Genomic DNA, 21,634 nt, shown 5'->3' with positions numbered 1-21,634 from the left:
CGATTATTACTTTTTACAAGTACATTTTCACTAAGAATTCTTTAAGGAAGTTTAGACTATTATTAGCTATCTTTGACCAATGATTAAACCACTACCTACTGCAAACGAAGCAGAAAGATTAGACTTTTTACTTTCGCTTAATGTACTTGACACATTGCCTGAAGATGAGTTTGATGCAATTACCAAGCTTGCCTCATCTTGCTTAAAAATGCCTGTTTCTCTTATAAGTTTTGTAGAGAAGGATAGACAGTGGTTTAAAGCTAAGACGGGTACAGATATTTGTGAGACCAGTAGAGACGTTTCATTTTGTGCACATGCAATACATAATGATAACGTTATGGTTGTTGAAAACGCAGACGAAGATCCAAGGTTTGAGGACAATCCATTAGTTACAAATGCAGAGAACCCAATAAAATTTTATGCGGGTGTACCTATTATTCTTGATAAGCAATATGCGTTAGGAACTTTGTGCTTAATTGATACTAAACCACGCCAATTGAGCGATGGTGATATTGATATGATCAGGCAGTTTGGTAAACATGTAGAAAAGCTCATTGAGTTGCGCATGGCAAATCAAAAGATCAAACTGCAAAAAGAACTACTTAGCGAGCAGCATGAAAAGCTTAAAGAGTTTGCTGGTGTTATCTCTCATGATATGAAAATGCCACTGGCAAACATCATCGTTACCAGTGATATCCTTAAAGCAAAATATTCTGCTAATCTGGACGATCAAGCCTTGGTCTATCTAGCGTATCTAAAGGATAATTCACTTTCATTAAGTGATTACATCAATAATATTCTTGAATATTATCAAAGCGACAAGATCGATGCAAATGATCGTCAGGAGTTTGATGTAAATGAAATGCTTGAGAGCATTGTTGAAATTCTCAACATTGACGACAAATGTGATATAGAATTTCCACATGATAATCACATTATAAACAGCAATAGAGCTGCACTAGCGCAGATTTTTCTTAATCTGATCACAAACGCTTTAAAGTATAACGACAAAGAATTTATCGAGATCAAGATCACTTCTAAAGTGAAAAAAGATAGCGTAGAATTTTCAATCTGGGATAACGGTATGGGAATCCCCAAAGAAAAGCAAACACAGATCTTTGATCTTTATGAAACCCTAGGTAGCGCAGACCGCAAAGGCAACAAAGGCCACGGTATTGGTCTAAGTATGGTAAAGAAAATTTGTGAGAAATTGGGCGGCGGCATCACTGTGTGCAGCGAGCCTGGTGAAGGCACAAAGTTCACTTTTCATATAGCGGCATAATTCGCTATTCTTTTCCGCCTTTTACTAGAATTCTAATGCCACCGCGCTCATGATTTTCATCATCTGCAGGGTCAAAGGCTTTTCCTTTTGCTGTGATTTTATATCCGTGCTCTTCCTCAGATTTTTCATTTTTTGGCTTTAAGCCAAAAGAACTATCTGGAAGATTATTTACTATATCGGTAGGTTGTTTTTTTATCTTTTTCATGTAAATGAAATTAAAAGAATATCAATTAAGATCGTTGAAAGCAGAGCCGGTTAAGAACTCTGCTGACAACGATCTATAATTCTTGCAATACCGCGCAATGGGATCAAAACCCACTCTTTGCGGTGATTGAGTTCATAATTAAGTTCGTACACTGCTTTTTCTAACAAGAACGTATCAAGCAATGTGTTATAGTCTTCATCATTCTCTGGAACCAGATTTTCAGAACCTATATTTTCATTATAACCTTGAAGGAATAATCTTGTGATGTAGTGATGCCAAACTTCAGCCCAATCTTCAAGATCTTTTTCTTTGCGTTTATCATATTCTTGAGCTAAAATATGACTGTAAGCCGCGTAGTGAAAAGAACGGACCATACCAGCGACATCGCGCAATGGTGATCTTCTTAATCTACGCTCGCTAAACGGTCTCGCTGGTTCGCCTTCATAATTTATGATCGTAAAATCGTTACCCGTAAATAGCACTTGATTAAGATGATAATCGCCATGCGTACGGATTTTAAGCGTATCTATTTTATGAGCAAAAACACGTTTAAAACATTTGAGAACTTCGGCTCTTTTACTTAGGATCTCCTTAGCCTCTGCCTGAACTTCTTCTGGTAATGTTTTTATATTTTTCTTCAGATTATCAAAGGCGCTTCTTGTAAGACCTTGCAATGAAGAGAATAACGATCGCTGATAATGCAGGGAGAACTCTTCGTTATCAAAGTCTTTTACATCTGGTCTTGAGGCTAATGCTTTATGCAATTCTGCGCTGCGCTGACCTAGGATCTTCATGCGCTCTGGGAAGAAACTTCCCATAAGACCTTTGGTCTCATCTGGGATGTCGTCATAACGCAGAGTAGAAGTAATATCTTCAATGATCTTAGGAAGTTTGATCTCTTTATCTCTTGTTTCTACTTGCTCAAAATAGCGATGCAAAGCGTCCTGCGCGTATTGCCACCCAGTCTCGTTAGAAGACGTAAGATCTTCCATCATACCCAGAATCACACGATTATTTGCTGCGGTATGATATGATATACCGCCTACAAAAGTTGGCGAATTCTTGAACTTCACAACTTCAGATAGATATTGTGTGATCTCAAGATCTGGGTTTATTGTGCTGTCTAAGCGACGATAAAGTTTTAAGTAATATCTATTGTCATAAAAGATAGAGGTATGGCTTATTTCGCTTTCATAGACTTTAGATGATTGCGTTTCTGCATTCGCCGAAATTTTACTCTTACCTTTATAGAATTCTAAAGACTCGTCTTTACCGTTTACTTTTTTACCTTTTTTGATGTTTTCAAAAAGCTTACTTCTGTAAGGCTCAGCATATACTGCGTCGATTAGAAGTCCGGTTTCTTCACCAAGTTGAGCATCTGCTAAAATCCCTTTTGAAGGAATCTCTCTTACAAGATCTTCGCGCTCATTAGACACAAAAGCAAGTGGCAATTGATACGATTCTGGCAAGCCTTCATTGTACGTAACTTCAGCAACTATTAAAGATGAGTTTAAATCTTTGATCGATAGATCTTTAACATTAGTAACTGAAACTGATTGTATAACTCTGTTTCTTCCGCCAAACCAAGCTCTTGAGGTAAGATATTCTGGCAGAATGGTTTCAATTTTTTTCTTGTTACGCTTGTTTAAAAGCTCTGTCCAAGATTTCGCTTTAAGCGAAGGAGTAACTTTTTCTTCTTCATGACCCTTTTCGCGCTCTAGCGTAAACCAATAATAGCCATGCGGCGAAAGCGTGAATAAATAAGGATTATCTGTAATTCTAGGGAATTTATTATGACTGAAAACCTCCACAGGAATATAATCTTTAAACTCCTGAAGGTCTAGTTCTACCGCTTGCGAAAATCTACTAAGGTTAGCAAGGATCAATAAATTCTCGTCTTCATAGCTTCTTGTGTATGCGATTACCTTAGCATTTGCTGGCGATAAAAATTGGATATCTCCACGCCCAAAAGCCTTATAACGCTTGCGCATGGCAATGATACGCTTCATCCACCACAGCAGACTAGAACCATTCATTTGCTGCGCTTCAACATTTACAGCTTCGTATTTGTATTCTGGGTCTATGATAGTAGGCAAATACAATTTATGCGGATTCGCTTCACTAAAACCAGCGTTCCTGTCAGAATTCCATTGCATTGGCGTTCTTACGCCATCGCGATCTCCTAAATAGAAATTATCTCCCATTCCTATTTCGTCGCCATAATAAAGCACCGGAGTTCCTGGCAATGAGAATAACAAAACGTTCATTAATTCGATCTTATTTCTATTATTCTCAAGCAATGGAGCGAGGCGATGTCTAATCCCTACATTGATCTTAGCCTGAGGATCTTTAGTATAAACCTTATACATATAATCACGCTCTTCATCTGTCACCATTTCTAGTGTCAATTCATCATGATTACGCAAGAAAATCGCCCACTGGCAAGTCTCAGGAATATCTGGCGTTTGATCAATAATATCAATAATAGGGTAGCGGTCTTCCATTTTTACCGCCATAAACATACGCGGCATAATAGGGAAGTGATAGTTCATGTGACATTCATCACCTTCTCCAAAATAAGCCGCACTATCCTCTGGCCACATGTTGGCTTCCGCCAAAAGCATTTTGCCTTCGTATTTCTCATCCACGTAAGCTCTCAACTTTTTGAGGAAATCGTGCGTTTCAGGAAGATTTTCACAATTAGTGCCATCACGTTCAAAGAGATAAGGAACCGCATCTAGCCTAAAACCGTCTACGCCCATTTTACACCAGTGATCCATCACTTTAAAAACCTCTTCTTGAACGTTAGGGTTATCAAAATTCAAATCTGGTTGATGTGAAAAGAATCTATGCCAGAAATATGCTTTTGCCACCGGATCCCACGTCCAATTTGATGGCTCGGTATCTGTAAAAATGATACGCGCATCTTTGTATTGAGAAGGATCTTCCGTCCAAACGTAATAATCTCTATAATTAGAACCAGGTTCTGCCTTACGCGCTCTTTGAAACCACTCGTGCTGATCTGATGTGTGATTGATAACAAGTTCGGTAATAACTTTAAGTCCGCGTTTGTGCGCTTCTTTAATGAATTTTTTAAAGGTTTTTATCGTACCATAAGATGGATTGATATTATAATAATCTTGAATATCATAACCATCATCACGCAGCGGAGAAGGATAAAATGGAAGCAACCAGATCGCCGTCACACCTAGATCTTCTAAGTAGTCAAGCTTTTGCAACAAACCTTTAAAATCACCTATACCATCGCCATTACTATCAAAAAAGGCTTTGATATGCAGTTCATAAATAATGGCGTCTTTATACCAGTGTATATTAGGATCAATAGCAGATGTGTTGCTCATAATTGGTTGGTTGTTTTTTTCTTAAAACACTAAAGTTACAAGGCATTAACCTTTTGAAGAAGAGAAACCTTAAAATTTAAGGGAGTTTTAAGGTATTGTGATATTTTTTGGCTGCAGCCAAAAGATAAACCCTTCTTAAAATACACTCAACGAATTATTAAAGCTTATGGCATCGATGGTGTTTATGAGTACTTTTAGTGAAAACAAAAACAAAAAGAAAAAGAAATGCCAAAATTTAAAAGAAACGCAAAAGCACATTGGGAAGGAACCGTAAAGGAAGGAAAAGGTAAAATCACTACCCAAAGTAAAGTGCTTAATGAGCAACCATATAGTTTTAAGATCCGTTTTGAGGATGAGCCAGGAACAAATCCTGAAGAATTAATTGGTGCTGCGCATGCCGGTTGTTATACCATGCAACTTAGCGCATTTATTACTGAGGAAGGCTTCACGCCAAATGCTTTAGATACTAGTGCAGACGTACATTTTGAAGACGGTGCGATCACAACGGTAACGCTTAAAGTAGATGGAGATATTGATGGAATCGAAGAATCAAAATTCATTGAGCTAGCTGAAAAAGCAAAGAAAGAATGCCCTATTTCTAAGTCTTTAAACCCTAATATTGAGGTAAAGCTAGAGGCTTCTTTAAAATAGAATTCACACAACACTAAACTACTAAGCGCTCCATTGTGAGCGCTTTTTTTTGGCTTAAAGCCAAAATCTAAAAATTCTTGTAACATATTTTTTAATCGCTGTGTCCAAAGAATGTTAGCACTACGAAAACATTCATCTATCAAAAATCGACACAATGACAATTTTTAAAAATCACACTTTGCCAATAGCTTTAGTATTGGCTTTTATTCTTTCAATTAACTGTATTTCTGGACAAAAGAATGATGTAATCAACACAATTTCAGGAAAAACTATTACTGAAAATGAATTAAATTTTAAGATCGATAGTATTATAAAAGCTATTGAAATGCCAGGGTTATCTATCGCGATCATTAATGATTCTAGTTTAAAATATCATGGTGTTTTTGGGGTAACCCAAATGGAAGAAAAAACTCTGGTGGATGATCAAACCATATTTGAAGCTGCATCCTTAAGCAAACCCATTTTTGCATATTTCGCTTTAAAAATGGTAGATCGCGGAATTCTTGATCTTGATAAACCGCTGTATGAATATATACCGCATCCGGGCATTGCAGAAGATTCAAAGGAAGATTATAAACTAATTACCGCAAGGATGGTTTTGTCTCATCGCACGGGTTTTCCTAATCATTCTAATGGTAAACTAATTTCACTCGCTTTTAAACCTGGAACAGATTTTATGTATTCTGGCGAAGCGTTTCAATACTTGGCGGCTGTGATCGCAAAACTCAGAAATGTGGATTTAAATCATGAATTGAATATGCTTTTTCAACACGAGGTAACACAGCCTTTAAATATGATGCACAGCACATTTGTTTGGGATGATTATTTAGAAAAACATAAAGCATATGGCCATGATTCTGAGAATAAATCAACGCAAAACAATCCAAAATTTGGCGGCTGGAGTTGCAAAAGTTTTAATGCATATAGCAGTTTACATTCTGAAGCTCAGGAATATGCTCAATTTTTAATTGCGCTGTTAAAGCAACAAGGATTAAAAAGTGATACATTTAAAGATATGTTTGCAGAACATTCTCATTTTAAGGATGATAATCCATTAAAACAACAGGTTGGTCAAACTGGCTGGGGACTTGGGATGGCTCAAAAAAATACGCCATACGGTACAATGCATATGCACACGGGCAACAATCACGACTTTCAATCTTATATGATGATTTTGCCTGAGAAGAAATTTGGGATAGTTTTTTTTACAAATAGTGATAAAGCGATTCCTTTAATAACAGCGCTTAACGAAATTATAGGTCCAATTTTTTAAACTCATACATCATGGCTGAAGCTATACAAGAAGTGATCTTTGGAGTAAGTTTCTTTTTACTCATCACTGTCGTGGTTTTTATAATCGCACATTACACGTATTTGATCAGAAAAGCAATGGCAAACAACGGTTTGAAACCTTCACCGTTATTCTCAAAAAAAAGACTTCTTCACTCAGGTGGAATTTTAATTGGTCTAGGAGTAGGACTGATGATCAGCAGTATTTTCACACTATTTGAGTTGGCCGAAGACACCGCAGATCTTCTCATTTGGGGGACGATAATCCTTTTTGGAGGATTAGGATTGATCGCAGCAAATCTGTTAGAAGATAAACTTGGCAAATAGATTTCAGGATAAAGATCATGATTTGGTTTGCAAAGCTCGTGATGGCGATTTACAAGCTTTTCGGGTGTTAGTTGATCATTATAAAGACAAGGGATTGTCTTTAGCGATTTCTATTTTAAAAGATAAAACCCAAGCAGAAGATGCTCTGCAGGAGTCCTTTATAAAGGTTTACAAAAGTTTTCCAAGTTTTGCATTTCAGTCAAAATTCGCTACCTGGTTTTACAGGATCGTTGTGAATACTTCTTACAATGTCTTGCGAAAAGAAAAAAGACAAATCCATCTAGATGAAATTGAATACACCGAAAGCACAACAAAACAAGATTTACCAAATGATCTTTTAAACCAAGAAATACAAAAGGAATATATACAGCAAGCATTAACGATGATCAAAGCAGATGAAGCTATCTCTCTCCGGCTTTTTTATCTCTGCGAATGTGATCTCAAAGAAATCGAATCAATTACAGCATTTTCATCGTCTAAAATAAGAGTTGACTTGCATAGAGGTAGAAAGAATTTTAAAACGGCACTAAAAAAAATTCTAGGACCAGAAATAAACAATTTGTTATGAAAGAAGATAAATTAAAAGACTTGATAAAAAGTGTTGAACATAAAACTTCAGCAAATTTTACTGATAGCTTAATGTCAAAAATAGAGCAGGAGCAAAGCGTTGAGAAACCACTTCCTACCTTTTCAGTAATTAAACTTATTGCTGTAGTTGTAGTGCTTTCAATTGTGTCGGGAATTTTCTTGTTTCAATTATGCAGAATCAATAATTGGTCTGGAAGTATTTTAATCCCAGTGACGTGGTCGTTTTTAATATTATTTGGCTGCAGCCAAATAATAACGCTTCACAAACAGCAATTAAAATTGAAGAATTACTGATCTCATAATTCCTTAAAATCAAGTTAAACGCGCAGAATTATAATTGATTTGAGAAAGATCTGAGCGCTGATCAAAGTTCTAGCAGTAGAAATATTGATAAAATTTAGAATTATAAACTCAACAAAGTGCTATTCTCTAAGGTTTTAAGCCTTAAATGTTATTGATTTCATATTTTTTGAAAAAAAGATAGATTAATTCACTATAAATCAAATTAATAACATCACCTTTGTCATTCAATATTTTTAATTTAATTACATTACAATGAGTACAGGAACAGTAAAATTCTTCAATGATTCAAAAGGTTACGGTTTCATCACTGAAGAAGGTGCTAACAAAGACCATTTTGTTCACATTTCAGGTTTAATTGATGAAGTGAGAGAAGGTGACAGAGTGGAATACGATCTTAAAGAAGGTAATAGAGGACTTAATGCGGTTAACGTAAAAGTTATCGACTAATAATACTTTATTGTTTATTGAAAAAGCCCGTTAAATATTAGTTTAACGGGCTTTTCTTCTTTTACAATTGAGGTTACAAATTATGCTGTAACCGTTTTAAACTCTTCTTGAGCGTTTTGCTCAATAGTTTCAGACTGATTTTTAACCTTTGCCTCAAGCTCACTATACGTGTCTTTCACTTTCTGGCCAGCCTCATTCAATTTCTCTTTGATAGCATCTTTTTTCTCTTTTGGAAGGCGCTTGTAACCAAAAACGGCTAGCGCTCCTAGAGCGATACTTCCCAGTGCGATTAGACCTGCACCTTTATTTTGTTTTACTGTATTTACTACTGTTTTGCTAAGTTGCTTATTCATGATTCAATTTTTTTGTTACCCCCAAATTACACATCAAATCATACAATTATGTTATAATTATGTGATTTAGTAATACTTTAATAAATCGTGTTTTTAATATTTTGGCTGCAGCCAAAAAAAAAAAAAATCGCCCTTACAATTAAGAGCGATCTTTGAAGTTATTTTGTGTCTTGTAAGTCTATTTACCTTTTTTACCGGCTGGTTTCTTTAACTTAGGCATAGATTCCCACCAGGCAACAGCTTGCTTTGTCATTGCTTTTACCTTTTCTTGGTTTTTATCAGCCAAGTTATTTTTTTCTTCAGGATCTTTATGAATGTTATAAAGCTCTGGTCTGCCGCCATCATAATCACACAACAGTTTAAATTCTCCCTGGCGCATCGCAAGATCGGGTAGCGGTTTGTCAAAACCATTATATGTTTTTCTATCTGGCGGACGGCTGTAAAAAATAGGCGCTTGTCTAGAATCTTGGCTTTCGCCCAAAATGGTAGGAAGCACATTCTCACCATCTGTGATCTCACCCTTAGGAGTTCCTACGCCGGTAAGCTCAAGAATAGAAGGCTTAAGATCTATTGCTGAAAAATGAGTTTTCTTATTTCGTGTACCTACAGCGTCTTTATTAATGAATCCAGGTCCCCAAACGATCATTGAAGATCGAATTCCACCATCATATAAATGTCCTTTAAAACCACGAAGATTGCCTGAAGTCCCTGCACCAGGCTCAGGCCCGTTGTCAGAACAAAAAACGATCAGAGTATTCTCGCGCAATTCTTCGCTAGAATTTACATAATCAAATAATTTACCGAATTGCTTATCCATCGCCTCTAGAACAGCTAGATATAATGCGCGTTTACCATCTTCTTTTGTAAGATCATAATCTTCAAACGGTGGCCAAAACGGACTATGAACATCATCTGGCCAAACATCTACATAAAAAGGTTTTTCTGCTGCTTGGGCTCTTTTCATAAAGTCTAAAGCTTCATCTACAAAACCTGTTGTGATCTCAGAACGTTGCATCCAGCGGTAACCTTCGCCTAAGCGTTCAGCATCTTCCCAAATGCGACCCACATTACCTTCAGCATCTTTGGTAAGTGGTAAAAGTTTTGGTCCCATTCCTTCAAAGTTGGTTAAAGACTCATCAAAGCCATATTCTGTGATATAAGGAGCTTCATCCACATCGCGTTGTCCGCCCATGTGCCATTTGCCAAAATGTCCTGTAGCGTAACCAGCATTATTAAGATCACGAGCAAGAACAGGCGCTGTGGTGTCAAGCCATTGAGCCATTCCGCGGTTTTCGTTTGCTTTTCTATGCGCTAGGTAAGACGTGATATTCCAGCGTTGAGGATACGTTCCTGTTGTGATCGCAACACGAGATGGCGAACAAATAGGCGCATTTACATAAAACTGCTCAAAGGCGATACCTTGAGAAGCTAGTTTATCAATATTAGGTGTGGATGCTTCTGTATTCCCAAAGTTTGAAAGATCAGACCAACCCATATCATCGATAAATACCAAAATAACATTAGGTTTCTTTTTGTCTGATGATTTTCCATCTTTTGGCTTTGTGCCGCAAGCGGAAAAAATATTTAGTACCATAAAGAATACCAGTAAATTTTTCATAAAAAGATTTTAAGTAGTAATAGAAATCGATTGCGTTGTCAGAATAATACAATCTCAATAGTTAAATGTAAAAATTACATTTACAAAACACTGTAAATATTGTCTGAATTTAAAAACAACTTAAAATACTGTATAACAGAATTTTGAATGTATTTCAACTACATTATTTATAGCCTCGTTGTCTTCTTGCTTCAAAAATGAGAACAGCCGCAGCCACAGAAACATTCATACTATCGATCTCACCTTGCATTGGGATGATAATATTTTGAGTAGAATTTTCTCTCCAGATCTCAGTAAGGCCATGCGCTTCTGTACCAACCACAATTGCTGTTGATGAAGTGAAATTTTGAGTTTGATATGCAACCGCATCTTGAAGTATCGCGCTGTAAATTGAGATATTCTTTGCTTTGAGAAAATCGATGATCTCATTAGAAGAAGCCATTGCGATCTCTTGAGTAAAAACTCCGCCTACGCTGCTGCGAATGATATTAGGATTGTAAAGATCTGTTTTAGGGTTTGCAATGATAAATGCATCAACACCTGCAGCATCAGCGGTGCGCAACAATGCACCAATGTTTCCTGGTTTTTCAGGAGCTTCGGCTATAAGAATTAGAGGGTTTTCAGGTAAATTGAGCGTTTGTAACTCGTGCTGTTTTGATTTGGCTACAGCCAAAATACCTTCTGTAGAACCTCTGTAAGCGATCTTATTGTAAACCTCTGAAGTTACTGATGTCAGCGAAACTTCAGTAGAAAAATTATATAAAACAGAGCTATCTTGAAGAATCTCTGGGCAGCAATAAACTTCAGTGATTTGATAACCATTTCTTGCGGCTAAGAGAATTTCGCGTAAGCCTTCTATGATAAAAAGTTCTCTCTTGCGACGTTCACGAGATTTTTCCTGAAGCTGTACCAGTTGCTTGATCTGCGCGTTCTGTAAACTAGAAATTTCTTTCATCATCAGAAAATTTAAAGTAGCAGTTGACTACTTCTTATAAATAGGAATTAAATAGGTTAGCGTGTAGCCGTAACCAGTTCCAAATTTACTCGCAGTCGTGACTTTGTTAAACCCAGGAATGTATAAATTACCAAAACCATCTGGTGATTTTTCTGTGATCAATCGCTTTATCTGCAGATTAATCCCCAGATAGAAGTTAGCAAAAAGCTCTGCCTGAACGCCTGCTGTAAATTCTAGCCAAGTTGCGTTCAAACCTTTAAAAGATAAATCACCTTGACGCACATCTGGTCCAAAATATGGATTTGTAGTATAGATCGTGTATTCGCCTAACTCGCTGTTGAAACTAGAAAAACCAGCGCGTAAACCAGCATAAATGATGTTTTGCATCCCATACCAGTTTTCATAAGCGTTGTAATTAAAACCGGCTTTTAGATAACTACCAGATGTTTCTGCGGTAAATGTATTTTCTACAGAGGTGCGTGTCTCGTTACCAAGTTCTGCCGCGATGTAATAATCTTTATTATATCTATAATCTGCCGTGATCTGAAAACCACTGTAATTCTCATCTAGCGCTGTGCGTATAAACTTGCTTAGATCTACACCTATGCGCAAACCATAATCCTGTTTATAAGCATTTGCAATAGAATCTGCCGCAGGAGTAGAGACTGTTCTGCCAATTTCTTGCTCTGGTTCTATGCCTTGATCTTGCGCTTGCAGATGAAAACACGCAAGAAAAAATATACTAGTGGTATATATTAATGTGTGTAGTTTCTTCATCTGTGATGGTCTGTGATTCTATTTGTAGATCGTCTATCCAGCGAGTATCGTTACCTGGAGTATAAATAGTTGAAAGATTATCGTATGAAATTCTAAATCCGCAGGCTCTACTTATGTATAACTCCTTTGTGTCATAATTAAAAGTCACGACGTCTGTATCTTCTAATTCTCCACCTGGATTTTTAGTGAAATTAAATATCGTTTGATCTGCATCTGTGCGCAAAGGAACTTTAAGGATCGTGTCTTGAGAGTAAAACAAGGTATCTTGATTGTTTACTTCGTTTACCGCTAGCACAATACTTTTTGCCTCACTGGGATTTTCTATATCATAAAACTGTATGACCAACTGTGGAGTAGTGGGTGTAGTTGTCGCACAAATATCATCTCGCTCACAAGCGATAAGAATAAGAGCAAGAACAAAAATTCCCAAAAGCAATTTCTTTATCATAGAGTATTGAGCTTTCGCTACCTTTTTGTCAATAATACAACATTTTCTACGTGATGCGTTTGTGGAAACATATCTACAGGTCGCACACGAGCCACTTTGTACATTTCGTCAAGCAAAGCAAGATCACGCGCTTGTGTTGCACTGTTACAACTCACATAAACGATCTTTGGCGCTCCAATTTTAAGAAGTTGTTCAACAACATCTTTGTGCATCCCGTCGCGCGGTGGATCTGTAATTACAACATCTGGTTGACCATGAGTGGCAATAAATGCATCGTTAAATACATTTTTCATATCGCCCACATAGAACTCAACGTTATCAATACCGTTTAATTGCGCATTCTCTCTAGCAGCAAAGATCGCATCTGGCACAGCTTCTACACCAATTACCTTTTTTGCTTGCTTTGCTACAAATTGAGCGATCGTTCCTGTACCTGTATAAAGGTCAAAAACAGTCTCATCACCTGAAAGATCAGCAAACTCACGAGTGATTTTATACAACTCGTAAGCCTGAGCGCTATTAGTTTGATAAAAAGATTTTGCATTGATCTTAAAACGCAAACCTTCCATCTCTTCAAAGATGTGATCGTTACCAGCGTAGCAAATCACTTCCTGATCATAGATCGTATCATTTCCTTTTTGATTCACCACATAAAGTAGGGAAGTAACATCAAGAAAATTCTCTTTTACATAGTTTAAAACCAGTTCGCGTTGCGCTTTATTATCATCATAAAACTGAATAAGAACCATCACTTCACCAGTCGTAGAAGTACGGATCATCAATGTGCGCAGTAAACCTTCTTGATTTCTCGTATTAAAAAATGGTAAGTTATTCGCTTTCGCGAAATCTTTAATGCCATTTCTTATCGCATTACTAGGATCGCGCTGAAGGTGACACTTATCAATATCCAGAATTTTATCCCACATCCCAGGAATATGAAAGCCTAAAGCATTTCTATCTTTGATCTCTTCACCGCTTTGTATTTGCGCTAAAGTGAGCCATTTACTATCGCTAAATGAAAATTCCATTTTATTACGATAAAAATATTGCTCAGCGCTACCAGCGATCTTTTCAGTTTCAGGAAGTTCAATTTTTCCTAGGCGTGTAAGATTATTTAAAACCTCACGCTCTTTATATTCTAGCTGATGCTCATAAGCCATGTTTTGCCATTTGCAACCACCGCATGACTCAAAGTGCTGACATACGGGTTCAGTTCTTTTTGGCGAAAGCCTATGAAAATTTATTGCAGAACCCTCAAAATACGCCTTGCGCTTCTTTGTGGTTTGTACATCTACAATGTCACCAGGCACCGCGTTATTTAAGAATATAACTCGGCCGTCTGGCGCTTTTGCTACAGCTTTTCCTTTTGCCCCAGCGTCAACTACCTCGACCTGGGTAAATACTTTTCTTGCGTTTCTCTTTCTTGCCACGCCGCAAAAATAATGTAATTGTAAAGATTAACCGTGTCTATCCTAAAAAGTAATGGCAGATTCATTAATTTGCAGGCATAAGATGCAAAAGGATGATTTCTCTCCTTTTTTATTTGGCTTAAAGCCAAAACTCTCAAGTAGGAATCACATATTTTTCACTTAAAATTTTTATTGTCATGTTAACTTTTGAAGGGATGACTTCTTCTGAGGCCATTGCGTTAGAAGATAAATATGGAGCCCACAATTATCACCCACTTCCTGTGGTTTTAAGCAGGGGAGAAGGTGTTTATGTTTGGGATGTAGAAGGCAAACGCTACTATGACTTTTTATCTGCTTACAGTGCGGTAAATCAAGGACATTGCCACCCAAAAATTGTAGGCGCACTTACAAAACAAGCACAAACATTAACGCTTACCTCTAGAGCATTTTATAACGATATCTTGGGTAAGTATGAGCAATTTGCAACCAGTTATTTTGGTTTTGACAAATTGCTACCTATGAACACAGGTGCAGAAGCTGTTGAGACGGCGATCAAGATCGCTCGTAAATGGGCCTATGAAGAAAAAGGTGTTCATGAGGCTGAGGCCAAAATCATTGTGTGTGAGAACAACTTTCATGGTAGAACGACGACTATTATTTCGTTTTCTAATGATGAGGATGCGCGCAAGAACTTTGGTCCATATACACCTGGATTTATTAAGATCCCGTATGATGATACTGAAGCGCTAGAAAAAGCGTTGCAAGAAGAAAATGTAGCAGGATTTTTAGTAGAACCTATTCAAGGTGAAGCTGGCGTTTATGTGCCACAAGATGGATTTTTGGCTAAAGCCAAAGAACTTTGTGAAAAACACAACGCACTTTTTATAGCAGACGAAGTTCAAACAGGAATCGCGCGCACCGGTAAATTACTTGCTGTTGATCATGAGAATGTAAAACCAGATATTCTAATTCTGGGTAAAGCTATTTCTGGCGGAGTTTATCCTGTTTCGGCCGTGCTAGCAAATGATGCTGTGATGAACGTGATTAAGCCAGGTCAACATGGATCTACATTTGGCGGTAATCCACTTGCAGGAGTTGTTGCAATGGCTGCGCTAGAGGTTATCAAGGATGAAAATCTTGCCGAAAACGCTGAGAAGCTTGGGCAGTATTTTCGCGATAAGCTTAATGATTATATTGCAGAAAGCAATATCGTTAATCTTGTGCGTGGTAAAGGATTGCTTAACGCTATTGTGATCAATGATAGCGAAGATAGCAGCACAGCATGGGATATTTGTGTAGCGATGAAAGAAAATGGACTTTTAGCTAAGCCTACACACGGTAATATCATCAGATTTGCGCCACCTCTTGTTATGAACGAGGAACAGTTAGATGAGTGTATATCTATTATCACTTCTACGCTTAAGCAGTTTGAGAAATAATCTTTTCGCTGCAGCGAAAGGAAAAAAGAAAAGCGGCCGTTGAGCCGCTTTTTTATTATAGTTGAATTAGATCTATTGCCCGAAAGACTCTAGAATTGCCTCTTGAGCACCTTGAGGATCATTCATGAGAGTTTCAAGACCTACGACGCTTATTAACCAGATAACAAAGCCTAGATAGACTAAGTTTAATATAATACTTACAATCGAAATTATAAATCCTGCTTGCGCTTGGCCTTTGCCAGTATATAATTCTGGGTCTGCGTTAAATTTATTCATCGCTTTCTTACCTAAAATAAGAGAAACTATCGCTAGGATTAAACCTAAACCATAGCAAAAGCAAAGTGGTAAGGATACAATACTTAAGACGAGAGCAAGCGTTGCGTTTGGTAATTTTTGTTGTTCCATGTTAATGTGATTAGTTAGTGATTACAGGTGCAAGATATGTAAATGGTTTTTGATCTATATTTCGTAAAATACCAAAAATAATAACGATCATTAATAATATTATGGGAGTATATTTCGCGTTAATCAAATTATTGATATTGCGACCTTTATACTTATAAAATTGAACAACGATATTATAGGCGAAAATTAATAGACCTAAAGGAAAGAGAATATTATTCTTCAAAACTCCTAAAATATCAAGATGTACAAGCGCGTGAAGTGCACGCTGACTGCCACACCCGGGACAATAAAATCCTGTAATAGAGTAGAAGGGACATTTAGGAAAAAATGATTCTTCTAACGGATCAAAGTAGAAATAAAAAATACCCAGCAATACTATTATAAAAGCGATTACTGGGTAAATTAAATTTTTATTCAATGTTTAGAATTTTTCTAGAAATTGAAGACTGCTCCTGCCAAACCAAATATTATACTGATAACAATTGTTACGATACCAACACCGAAAGAAACTAATGTCCACGTTTTTGCATTTTTAGAAGCTTTCTCAGCAGCTTCATAATTTCCTGCATCATATTCTGAATTTACTTTAGAGGCAAACACAATCCCTACGATACCAAAAGGCATACAACAAAGGATAGTGGCAAGAATTGATTCAACTAGGTAGTTCTTTGGTTTGTTCATTTAATAATGCGTTAGTTTATATATGTAACTTATAAGTATAGTAAGCCCTGTAAGAATGCCAAGACTTGTTGTTATAAAAGTAGAATATTTAAACTTAACGAAATATGTAGCGATCAAGAAACCTATCAAAAAAATGAATGGATAGATAGCAGGATACATATGAAATGCATTCGCAAACTCTCCTTTAAAAATAAAAGCTAGACTTCGCTGAAAACCGCAGCCCATGCAATCAAACCCAAATAATTTTTTATTTAGGCAAGGCAGCATGTGTTCTTCCATAAATATTAGTTTTTGTTGAGAACAGAAACTTTTTTAGACACCTCTATGTTTTGCGCAGTTTTTACCTGAACGATATAAACACCATCGCTCCAGTTTGACGTAGAAACAAAAACGCGTTCATTGTCATTTTCATTGATCTTAGAAGTGATCAATTTACCAGAGATATCAAAAACAATGATCTCGCTAAGCGTTTCGCGATTAGGGTTTAGAATAGTAAGTTGTGCTTGCTTGTTATTCTGAAAAACAGCAAATGAGTTTCTAACTTCTTCAGCATCCTCAATTGCAAGGCTTTCTTTATTCTGAAAAACAACTTTAAATCTACCAGTGTAGTCACCTTTAGGAAGCGATAGATCATAAGTAGCATTTAAGATATCATGATATTCCCCTGAATTAGCATCATAGATCCAGATTCCTTCTGTGTTGAAATTGATCGAGCTTACTTTAATGCTGTATGTGTTAGAGTTGGAGTTTGCATTAATCTTTAAAGGAATCTCGTTATCGATAGACCATTGATCAAAAAAGGTTACAATAGGTAATTCTTCACTTGGAATAACAAAATTTATATCAGTAGGTAGCTCTGAGATCTGGTGTGCATCCCCAGCTTTATCAAAGCCTGCTGTCGCAATATCTTTAAATACAACCGCGTTTTCACGCACGTATGTATTGTTTATGCCAGTAAGCATTCTAAATTTAGGAGTCACAGCAAGACCAGTTTCTTCATCGTGAACAGTACGATCTGGACTAATCTTGTCTCTTTTACCATTTTTGCTAGTTACGGACTCTAATTTCTTAAAGTCAGAATAAGAAGAACTTTCTTTCACGAAAGATCGATAAGCATTTTTAAAAATAACTTTACTACCCACTGGAGCATTATCACCTACAACGAAAAATCCTTGACCAATAGGAGAATATCTTCGTTCTATAGTATTATCACCACCACCTACGTTTTGAGAGAGATCATTACCTTCACCATCATACATACTAAAAGTAGCAGCAACATACGTTCCTGAATTTATGTCACAATCACCATCGGGTGTATATGTTCCATATCCACCTTGATACTCTGCAAGGTAATGAGACTCCACAGAAGAATCCGATTCCCAAAAATAGGCTTCTCCAGTAATAACATCTTGAGATGATTTAGTCTCTGTACCTCCACAGTTTAATGTACCAAATGAGGCTCCAGAGTTTGCTAAAATAAAGTAATTTAAATCTATTGCTGAAGGATAAGGATTTCCTACAAGACTTTGGTTATCACCTTCTATAGCCACTTCAATATCTCCATTGTTTGGTCGACCTCTAAAGTCATACGTGTACGGAGTTTGATCATTATCTAGCCCTTTCATAGAGAAACCTTCACCTGGTTCTAAATTTACAGTGTGGCCTATGTATGACCAATCATTATAACTGTTTCCATTTACAAATTTGTAAAGCCAGCTATTTGATATAAAAAGATTTGAAACCCCTACAGAAGCATCGGATGTTGTATAACCATTATAATCTGTAATAAAATTAGCAAGGTTACTCAAAGTGTTATCTTTTGCATCATACAAACCTCCGCCAGAACTTACCTCGTTAAGATTAAATGGTCTATTTCCATCACTTAGAGTCCCTCCACTTGAAGGGTCATTTACCGGACTAGCCCAAAATTGATAATCATATGCATTTGTAGTTCCTACTTGATACACCGAAACAATACCTGTACCAGCGTTATCAAAATCTTTAGTAACTCCCTGCATTAATTGACCTTCGTCACGCAAATAGATATTTCCTTCTATTTGATCCGGAGAACCACCGTCAAGATTTATATCTTGCTTGACAAAAAGAATTGTTCCTTTGTTGTAGACGTATGCTTCATCGCCTCCTCCAGAGTTAATAGGTTTAACATAAAGCTGTGAAAATGAGCTAGATGTAAGAAGTAATGAAATTGCAAGTAGGTAGAGCTTTTTCATAAGGGCATAATTATATTGCAAAAATATATAATTTATTGATTCATAATTCTTTTTAACTATAATTTTACGCACATTATCGATTATTATTTGTGAAATAACTTGTAAATAATGGAATTTAAACCAGGACAGAAAATAGAATTGCTTAATGATGATCTTAGCGGAGTTATTTTGGCTGTAGCCAAAGAAAATCTCAAAATAGAAACATCAGATGGTTTTGTCTTTGAAATTGATCCTGCAGAAGCTGTGGTGGTTGAAGATATCCTTATTGATGAAATTCCTGCGCAAGTAATAAACGAAAAGATTACAATAAAAAGAAAGAAAGTCGCAAAGAAGCAAAAAGGCGAAATTCCGCCGATGGAGGTTGATCTACATATTAACCAACTTGTAAGAAACCCACGATCGATGAGTAATTATGATATGCTCACCTTACAGATCGATACAGCCCGAAAGCAACTAGAATTTGCCATTAGAAAAAGAATCCCGAAAGTGGTTTTTATTCACGGAGTGGGCGAGGGCGTTCTTAAAGCCGAACTTGAATATCTTTTTTCTAGATATGAGAATGTGAAATATTATGACGCTAATTACCAAAAATACGGTCAAGGAGCGACAGAGATCTACATTATGCAGAACGTCTAATTATTCTACAAACTCTGGCTTAATTGTGTTTTGAATACTTGCAGCCTCATAAGTCCAAACGCTAAGATTATCAGTTAAGATCGTCTCATCTGCATTTTGATTAGTGAAAGTTACATCTTGCAAGTCAATTGTCAATGTAATGTTTTTAATAGCAAATGGATTCTCTCTATATTCATTTATGTTATAATCTACAGCAACAGCAGCATTTAAATAATCTGGACCTTCAGAGTCATCTGTTACATCATTATTAGGATTAAGATCCCCATCTTTATCTTCATCTCTGGTAAGAACTCCATCACCATCATCATCAGGGTCCATGAAGTTTGGAATTCCATCACCATCTGTATCTAGCGAATTTTCATAATCAATGGATCCATCTTCTAAAAGCGCAACTCCTTCTGAAGAAGTAGGTACATTATCACCATCATCATCCCAATCATAATAATTAGGGATTCCATCGCCATCAAGGTCTTCAGAGCCATCAAGTAAAACTTCAAATTCTTCTGCGATGCCGTCGTTATCGTCAAGATCTCCTAATGTTGCGATAGTAATCGTACCGTCATTTCCTAAGAATTCTTCTATACTCACAGGACTTGCTGGTGGTATAGGATTACAGAAATATGAGTTGTCTGGCGTGCCGTCGAAACGTCTGTAAACTAACTTGTTTGTATTCCCCAATCTATAAGTGTACAATTCACTTTCAGTAGTCAGTTGGGAAAGAATAGGATCTGTTGTAGAAATTCTAAGCGCCATTGTTTCATTAGTCTCTCTGTTGATCTTATAAAAAACATAATTAATGTTATTAGGATCATTAGTAGAAGCTGTTCTACAAAGATTTACAGCAACATCATCACCCAGATCAAAACTGGTAACAATAATATCACCGTCATCACAAGAGATGAAAGAAACAACAGATAAAATAAGTATAAAAATGCGCTTCATGCGTTTAGCTCTTTTTGACAAAAATAATTGAATTGAATATTACAAACGGTTCGGTTCTTAAATAATTTTATTCTTGGTAATTTTGTGCGATTTTTAAAATGATCCATACAATGCCACAGGTATATTTTGATAATGCAGCCACAACAGCCATTCACCCGCAGGTAATAGCGCGTATGGTGCAGGTTATGCAAGAAGTTTCGGGTAATCCATCATCAACGCATGCTGAGGGCAGAAAGGCAAAAAGCCTTATCGAAAATGCGCGTAAAACCATTGCTAAAGAACTTAACGTTACTGCTGGCGAGATCATTTTTACTTCAGGAGGTACGGAGGCAGATAATCTCATAATCAATAGTTGTGTGCGTGATCTAGGCGTGAGAACTATAATCACCAGCCCAATTGAACATCATGCCGTTGTGCACAGCGTTGAACAAATGCAAGCGCAGTTTGATATAGAAATTAAACTGGTTAAAATTAAAGAATGCGGTAGTATTGATATTGATAGTCTTAAAGATCTTTTGGCTGCAGCCAAAAAACCTCTCGTAAGTTTGATGCACATTAACAATGAGGTAGGCAATATGCTAGACATAGCAGAAGTAAGCCGAATTTGTAAAGAGCATGATGCATTATTTCATAGCGATATGGTGCAAAGTGTAGGGCATTTTAAAGTTGACTTGCAAGAGACGCCAGTAGATTTTATAGCAGCGAGTGCTCATAAATTTCATGGTCCTAAAGGTGTAGGATTTGCTTTCATCAGAAAAAACTCAAAGTTGAAGCCTTTAATCTTTGGAGGAGGGCAGGAGCGTGGTGCTCGTGCAGGTACAGAGTCAGTTCACAATATTGTAGGTCTTGAAGAAGCATTTAAGATCGCTTACCAAAACCTTGAGACCGACCGTAAATATATTCTTGAGATCAAGGAATATTTTAAAGAACAATTATTGGCTCAAGTTCCCGGAGTGAAATTTAATGGTAATTGTAGCGATAGTACTTTAAGTACATATACATTGCTTAATGTGTGTCTTCCTGTGCCGCCAGAGAAGAATTTGTTACTTCTTTTTCAGTTAGACCTTAAGGGAATTGCTTGTTCTAAAGGTAGTGCTTGTCAAAGCGGTAGTGAACAAGGAAGCCATGTTCTTAATGCGTTTTTAAACGATGAGGATAAACAGAAACCTTCAGTGCGATTTAGTTTTAGCCATAATAATACTAAAGAAGAAGTAGATTATGTAGTTGAAACGATCAAGCAGTTTCTTGAAGAGCCTGTTTTCAATTAATTCTGATCTTTTTAATC

The 21,634-nt window shown here is 36.7% G+C and carries 24 protein-coding genes; 10 read left to right on the top strand and 14 right to left on the bottom strand.

Annotated elements, in window-relative coordinates; genetic code table 11:
* Positions 1 to 79: 79 nt before the first annotated feature.
* Positions 80 to 1,282: a sensor histidine kinase gene (locus tag ACZ5L8_RS05590; protein ID WP_464440289.1), complete on the top strand. Its 1,203-nt coding sequence runs from the start codon at positions 80 to 82 to the stop codon at positions 1,280 to 1,282.
* Between the two features lie 4 nt (positions 1,283 to 1,286).
* On the opposite strand, the gene ACZ5L8_RS05585 is transcribed toward ACZ5L8_RS05590, so the two are convergent.
* Together ACZ5L8_RS05585 and treS are read right to left on the bottom strand one after the other, a co-directional pair.
* Positions 1,287 to 1,487 (bottom strand): hypothetical protein, encoded by a 201-nt coding sequence (locus ACZ5L8_RS05585; RefSeq protein ID WP_464440288.1) that lies wholly within the window; start codon positions 1,485 to 1,487, stop codon positions 1,287 to 1,289.
* Positions 1,488 to 1,537: 50 nt separating this feature from the next.
* Positions 1,538 to 4,849, bottom strand: a complete 3,312-nt coding sequence (gene treS, locus ACZ5L8_RS05580) for a maltose alpha-D-glucosyltransferase (RefSeq protein WP_464440287.1) — start codon at positions 4,847 to 4,849, stop codon at positions 1,538 to 1,540.
* Between the two features lie 225 nt (positions 4,850 to 5,074).
* On the opposite strand from treS, the gene ACZ5L8_RS05575 reads away from it, so the two are divergent.
* From ACZ5L8_RS05575 to ACZ5L8_RS05550, 6 genes are all read left to right on the top strand, one after another.
* Positions 5,075 to 5,500, top strand: coding sequence for an OsmC family protein (locus ACZ5L8_RS05575; RefSeq protein WP_464440286.1), 426 nt, complete (start codon positions 5,075 to 5,077; stop codon positions 5,498 to 5,500).
* Between the two features lie 154 nt (positions 5,501 to 5,654).
* Positions 5,655 to 6,773: a serine hydrolase domain-containing protein gene (locus ACZ5L8_RS05570; RefSeq protein WP_464440285.1), complete on the top strand. Its 1,119-nt coding sequence runs from the start codon at positions 5,655 to 5,657 to the stop codon at positions 6,771 to 6,773.
* A gap of 11 nt (positions 6,774 to 6,784) precedes the next feature.
* Entirely contained in the window at positions 6,785 to 7,117 is a 333-nt protein-coding gene (locus ACZ5L8_RS05565; RefSeq protein ID WP_464440284.1) for a DUF6249 domain-containing protein, read from the top strand.
* Positions 7,107 to 7,685: an RNA polymerase sigma factor gene (locus ACZ5L8_RS05560; RefSeq protein ID WP_464440283.1), complete on the top strand. Its 579-nt coding sequence runs from the start codon at positions 7,107 to 7,109 to the stop codon at positions 7,683 to 7,685. Before ACZ5L8_RS05565 ends, ACZ5L8_RS05560 begins: the two co-directional genes overlap by 11 nt.
* Positions 7,682 to 7,999, top strand: coding sequence for a hypothetical protein (locus tag ACZ5L8_RS05555; protein WP_464440282.1), 318 nt, complete (start codon positions 7,682 to 7,684; stop codon positions 7,997 to 7,999). The genes ACZ5L8_RS05560 and ACZ5L8_RS05555 overlap by 4 nt, the downstream gene beginning before the upstream one ends.
* A 261-nt stretch (positions 8,000 to 8,260) precedes the next feature.
* On the top strand, positions 8,261 to 8,455 hold the full coding sequence (locus tag ACZ5L8_RS05550; protein ID WP_464440281.1) for a cold-shock protein: 195 nt from the start codon (positions 8,261 to 8,263) through the stop codon (positions 8,453 to 8,455).
* An 80-nt stretch (positions 8,456 to 8,535) separates the two neighbouring features.
* Here the strand turns inward: ACZ5L8_RS05550 and ACZ5L8_RS05545 are convergent, their stop codons facing one another.
* The 6 genes from ACZ5L8_RS05545 to rlmD all read right to left on the bottom strand — a co-directional run bounded on the left by ACZ5L8_RS05545 (position 8,536) and on the right by rlmD (position 14,036).
* Positions 8,536 to 8,808 (bottom strand): hypothetical protein, encoded by a 273-nt coding sequence (locus ACZ5L8_RS05545; RefSeq protein WP_462598394.1) that lies wholly within the window; start codon positions 8,806 to 8,808, stop codon positions 8,536 to 8,538.
* A gap of 178 nt (positions 8,809 to 8,986) precedes the next feature.
* Complete coding sequence (locus ACZ5L8_RS05540; RefSeq protein WP_464440280.1) at positions 8,987 to 10,426, bottom strand: sulfatase-like hydrolase/transferase; 1,440 nt, start codon at positions 10,424 to 10,426, stop codon at positions 8,987 to 8,989.
* 163 nt (positions 10,427 to 10,589) lie between these two features.
* Entirely contained in the window at positions 10,590 to 11,381 is a 792-nt protein-coding gene (locus tag ACZ5L8_RS05535) for a TrmH family RNA methyltransferase (protein ID WP_464440924.1), read from the bottom strand.
* A 27-nt stretch (positions 11,382 to 11,408) separates the two neighbouring features.
* Positions 11,409 to 12,158, bottom strand: coding sequence for a DUF6048 family protein (locus ACZ5L8_RS05530; protein WP_464440279.1), 750 nt, complete (start codon positions 12,156 to 12,158; stop codon positions 11,409 to 11,411).
* Positions 12,124 to 12,606, bottom strand: coding sequence for a DUF6452 family protein (locus tag ACZ5L8_RS05525; RefSeq protein WP_464440278.1), 483 nt, complete (start codon positions 12,604 to 12,606; stop codon positions 12,124 to 12,126). The genes ACZ5L8_RS05530 and ACZ5L8_RS05525 overlap by 35 nt, the downstream gene beginning before the upstream one ends.
* Before the next feature lie 17 nt (positions 12,607 to 12,623).
* A complete protein-coding gene (gene rlmD, locus ACZ5L8_RS05520) occupies positions 12,624 to 14,036 on the bottom strand; it encodes a 23S rRNA (uracil(1939)-C(5))-methyltransferase RlmD (RefSeq protein ID WP_464440277.1) in 1,413 nt (470 codons plus the stop codon).
* Between the two features lie 176 nt (positions 14,037 to 14,212).
* Between rlmD and rocD the strand changes: the two genes are divergently transcribed.
* Positions 14,213 to 15,454 carry an ornithine--oxo-acid transaminase gene (rocD, locus tag ACZ5L8_RS05515; RefSeq protein WP_464440276.1) on the top strand — a complete coding sequence of 414 codons (1,242 nt, stop codon included), beginning with the start codon at positions 14,213 to 14,215 and terminating at the stop codon, positions 15,452 to 15,454.
* 72 nt (positions 15,455 to 15,526) lie between these two features.
* Here the strand turns inward: rocD and ACZ5L8_RS05510 are convergent, their stop codons facing one another.
* Genes ACZ5L8_RS05510 through ACZ5L8_RS05490 form a run of 5 tightly spaced genes read right to left on the bottom strand, consistent with a single transcriptional unit; the run spans position 15,527 to position 18,771 of the window.
* Positions 15,527 to 15,859: a CCC motif membrane protein gene (locus ACZ5L8_RS05510; RefSeq protein ID WP_464440275.1), complete on the bottom strand. Its 333-nt coding sequence runs from the start codon at positions 15,857 to 15,859 to the stop codon at positions 15,527 to 15,529.
* Positions 15,860 to 15,869: 10 nt separating this feature from the next.
* On the bottom strand, positions 15,870 to 16,277 hold the full coding sequence (locus ACZ5L8_RS05505) for a DUF2752 domain-containing protein (RefSeq protein WP_464440274.1): 408 nt from the start codon (positions 16,275 to 16,277) through the stop codon (positions 15,870 to 15,872).
* Between the two features lie 14 nt (positions 16,278 to 16,291).
* Positions 16,292 to 16,540: a CD225/dispanin family protein gene (locus tag ACZ5L8_RS05500; RefSeq protein WP_464440273.1), complete on the bottom strand. Its 249-nt coding sequence runs from the start codon at positions 16,538 to 16,540 to the stop codon at positions 16,292 to 16,294.
* Positions 16,541 to 16,807, bottom strand: a complete 267-nt coding sequence (locus tag ACZ5L8_RS05495; protein ID WP_464440923.1) for a DUF2752 domain-containing protein — start codon at positions 16,805 to 16,807, stop codon at positions 16,541 to 16,543.
* A gap of 17 nt (positions 16,808 to 16,824) precedes the next feature.
* A complete protein-coding gene (locus ACZ5L8_RS05490) occupies positions 16,825 to 18,771 on the bottom strand; it encodes a T9SS type A sorting domain-containing protein (RefSeq protein WP_464440272.1) in 1,947 nt (648 codons plus the stop codon).
* A 108-nt stretch (positions 18,772 to 18,879) separates the two neighbouring features.
* Between ACZ5L8_RS05490 and ACZ5L8_RS05485 the strand changes: the two genes are divergently transcribed.
* A complete protein-coding gene (locus ACZ5L8_RS05485; RefSeq protein ID WP_464440271.1) occupies positions 18,880 to 19,407 on the top strand; it encodes a Smr/MutS family protein in 528 nt (175 codons plus the stop codon).
* Here ACZ5L8_RS05485 and ACZ5L8_RS05480 read toward each other — a convergent pair whose 3' ends face one another.
* Positions 19,408 to 20,349 (bottom strand): hypothetical protein, encoded by a 942-nt coding sequence (locus ACZ5L8_RS05480; RefSeq protein WP_464440270.1) that lies wholly within the window; start codon positions 20,347 to 20,349, stop codon positions 19,408 to 19,410.
* A 110-nt stretch (positions 20,350 to 20,459) separates the two neighbouring features.
* Between ACZ5L8_RS05480 and ACZ5L8_RS05475 the strand changes: the two genes are divergently transcribed.
* Positions 20,460 to 21,617, top strand: a complete 1,158-nt coding sequence (locus ACZ5L8_RS05475) for a cysteine desulfurase family protein (protein WP_464440269.1) — start codon at positions 20,460 to 20,462, stop codon at positions 21,615 to 21,617.
* Positions 21,618 to 21,634: the final 17 nt, after the last annotated feature.

Source organism: Leeuwenhoekiella obamensis, from assembly GCF_055391795.1.
Note: the sequence above shows the minus strand (reverse complement) of the source record. Positions and strands in the feature narration are given on the sequence as shown.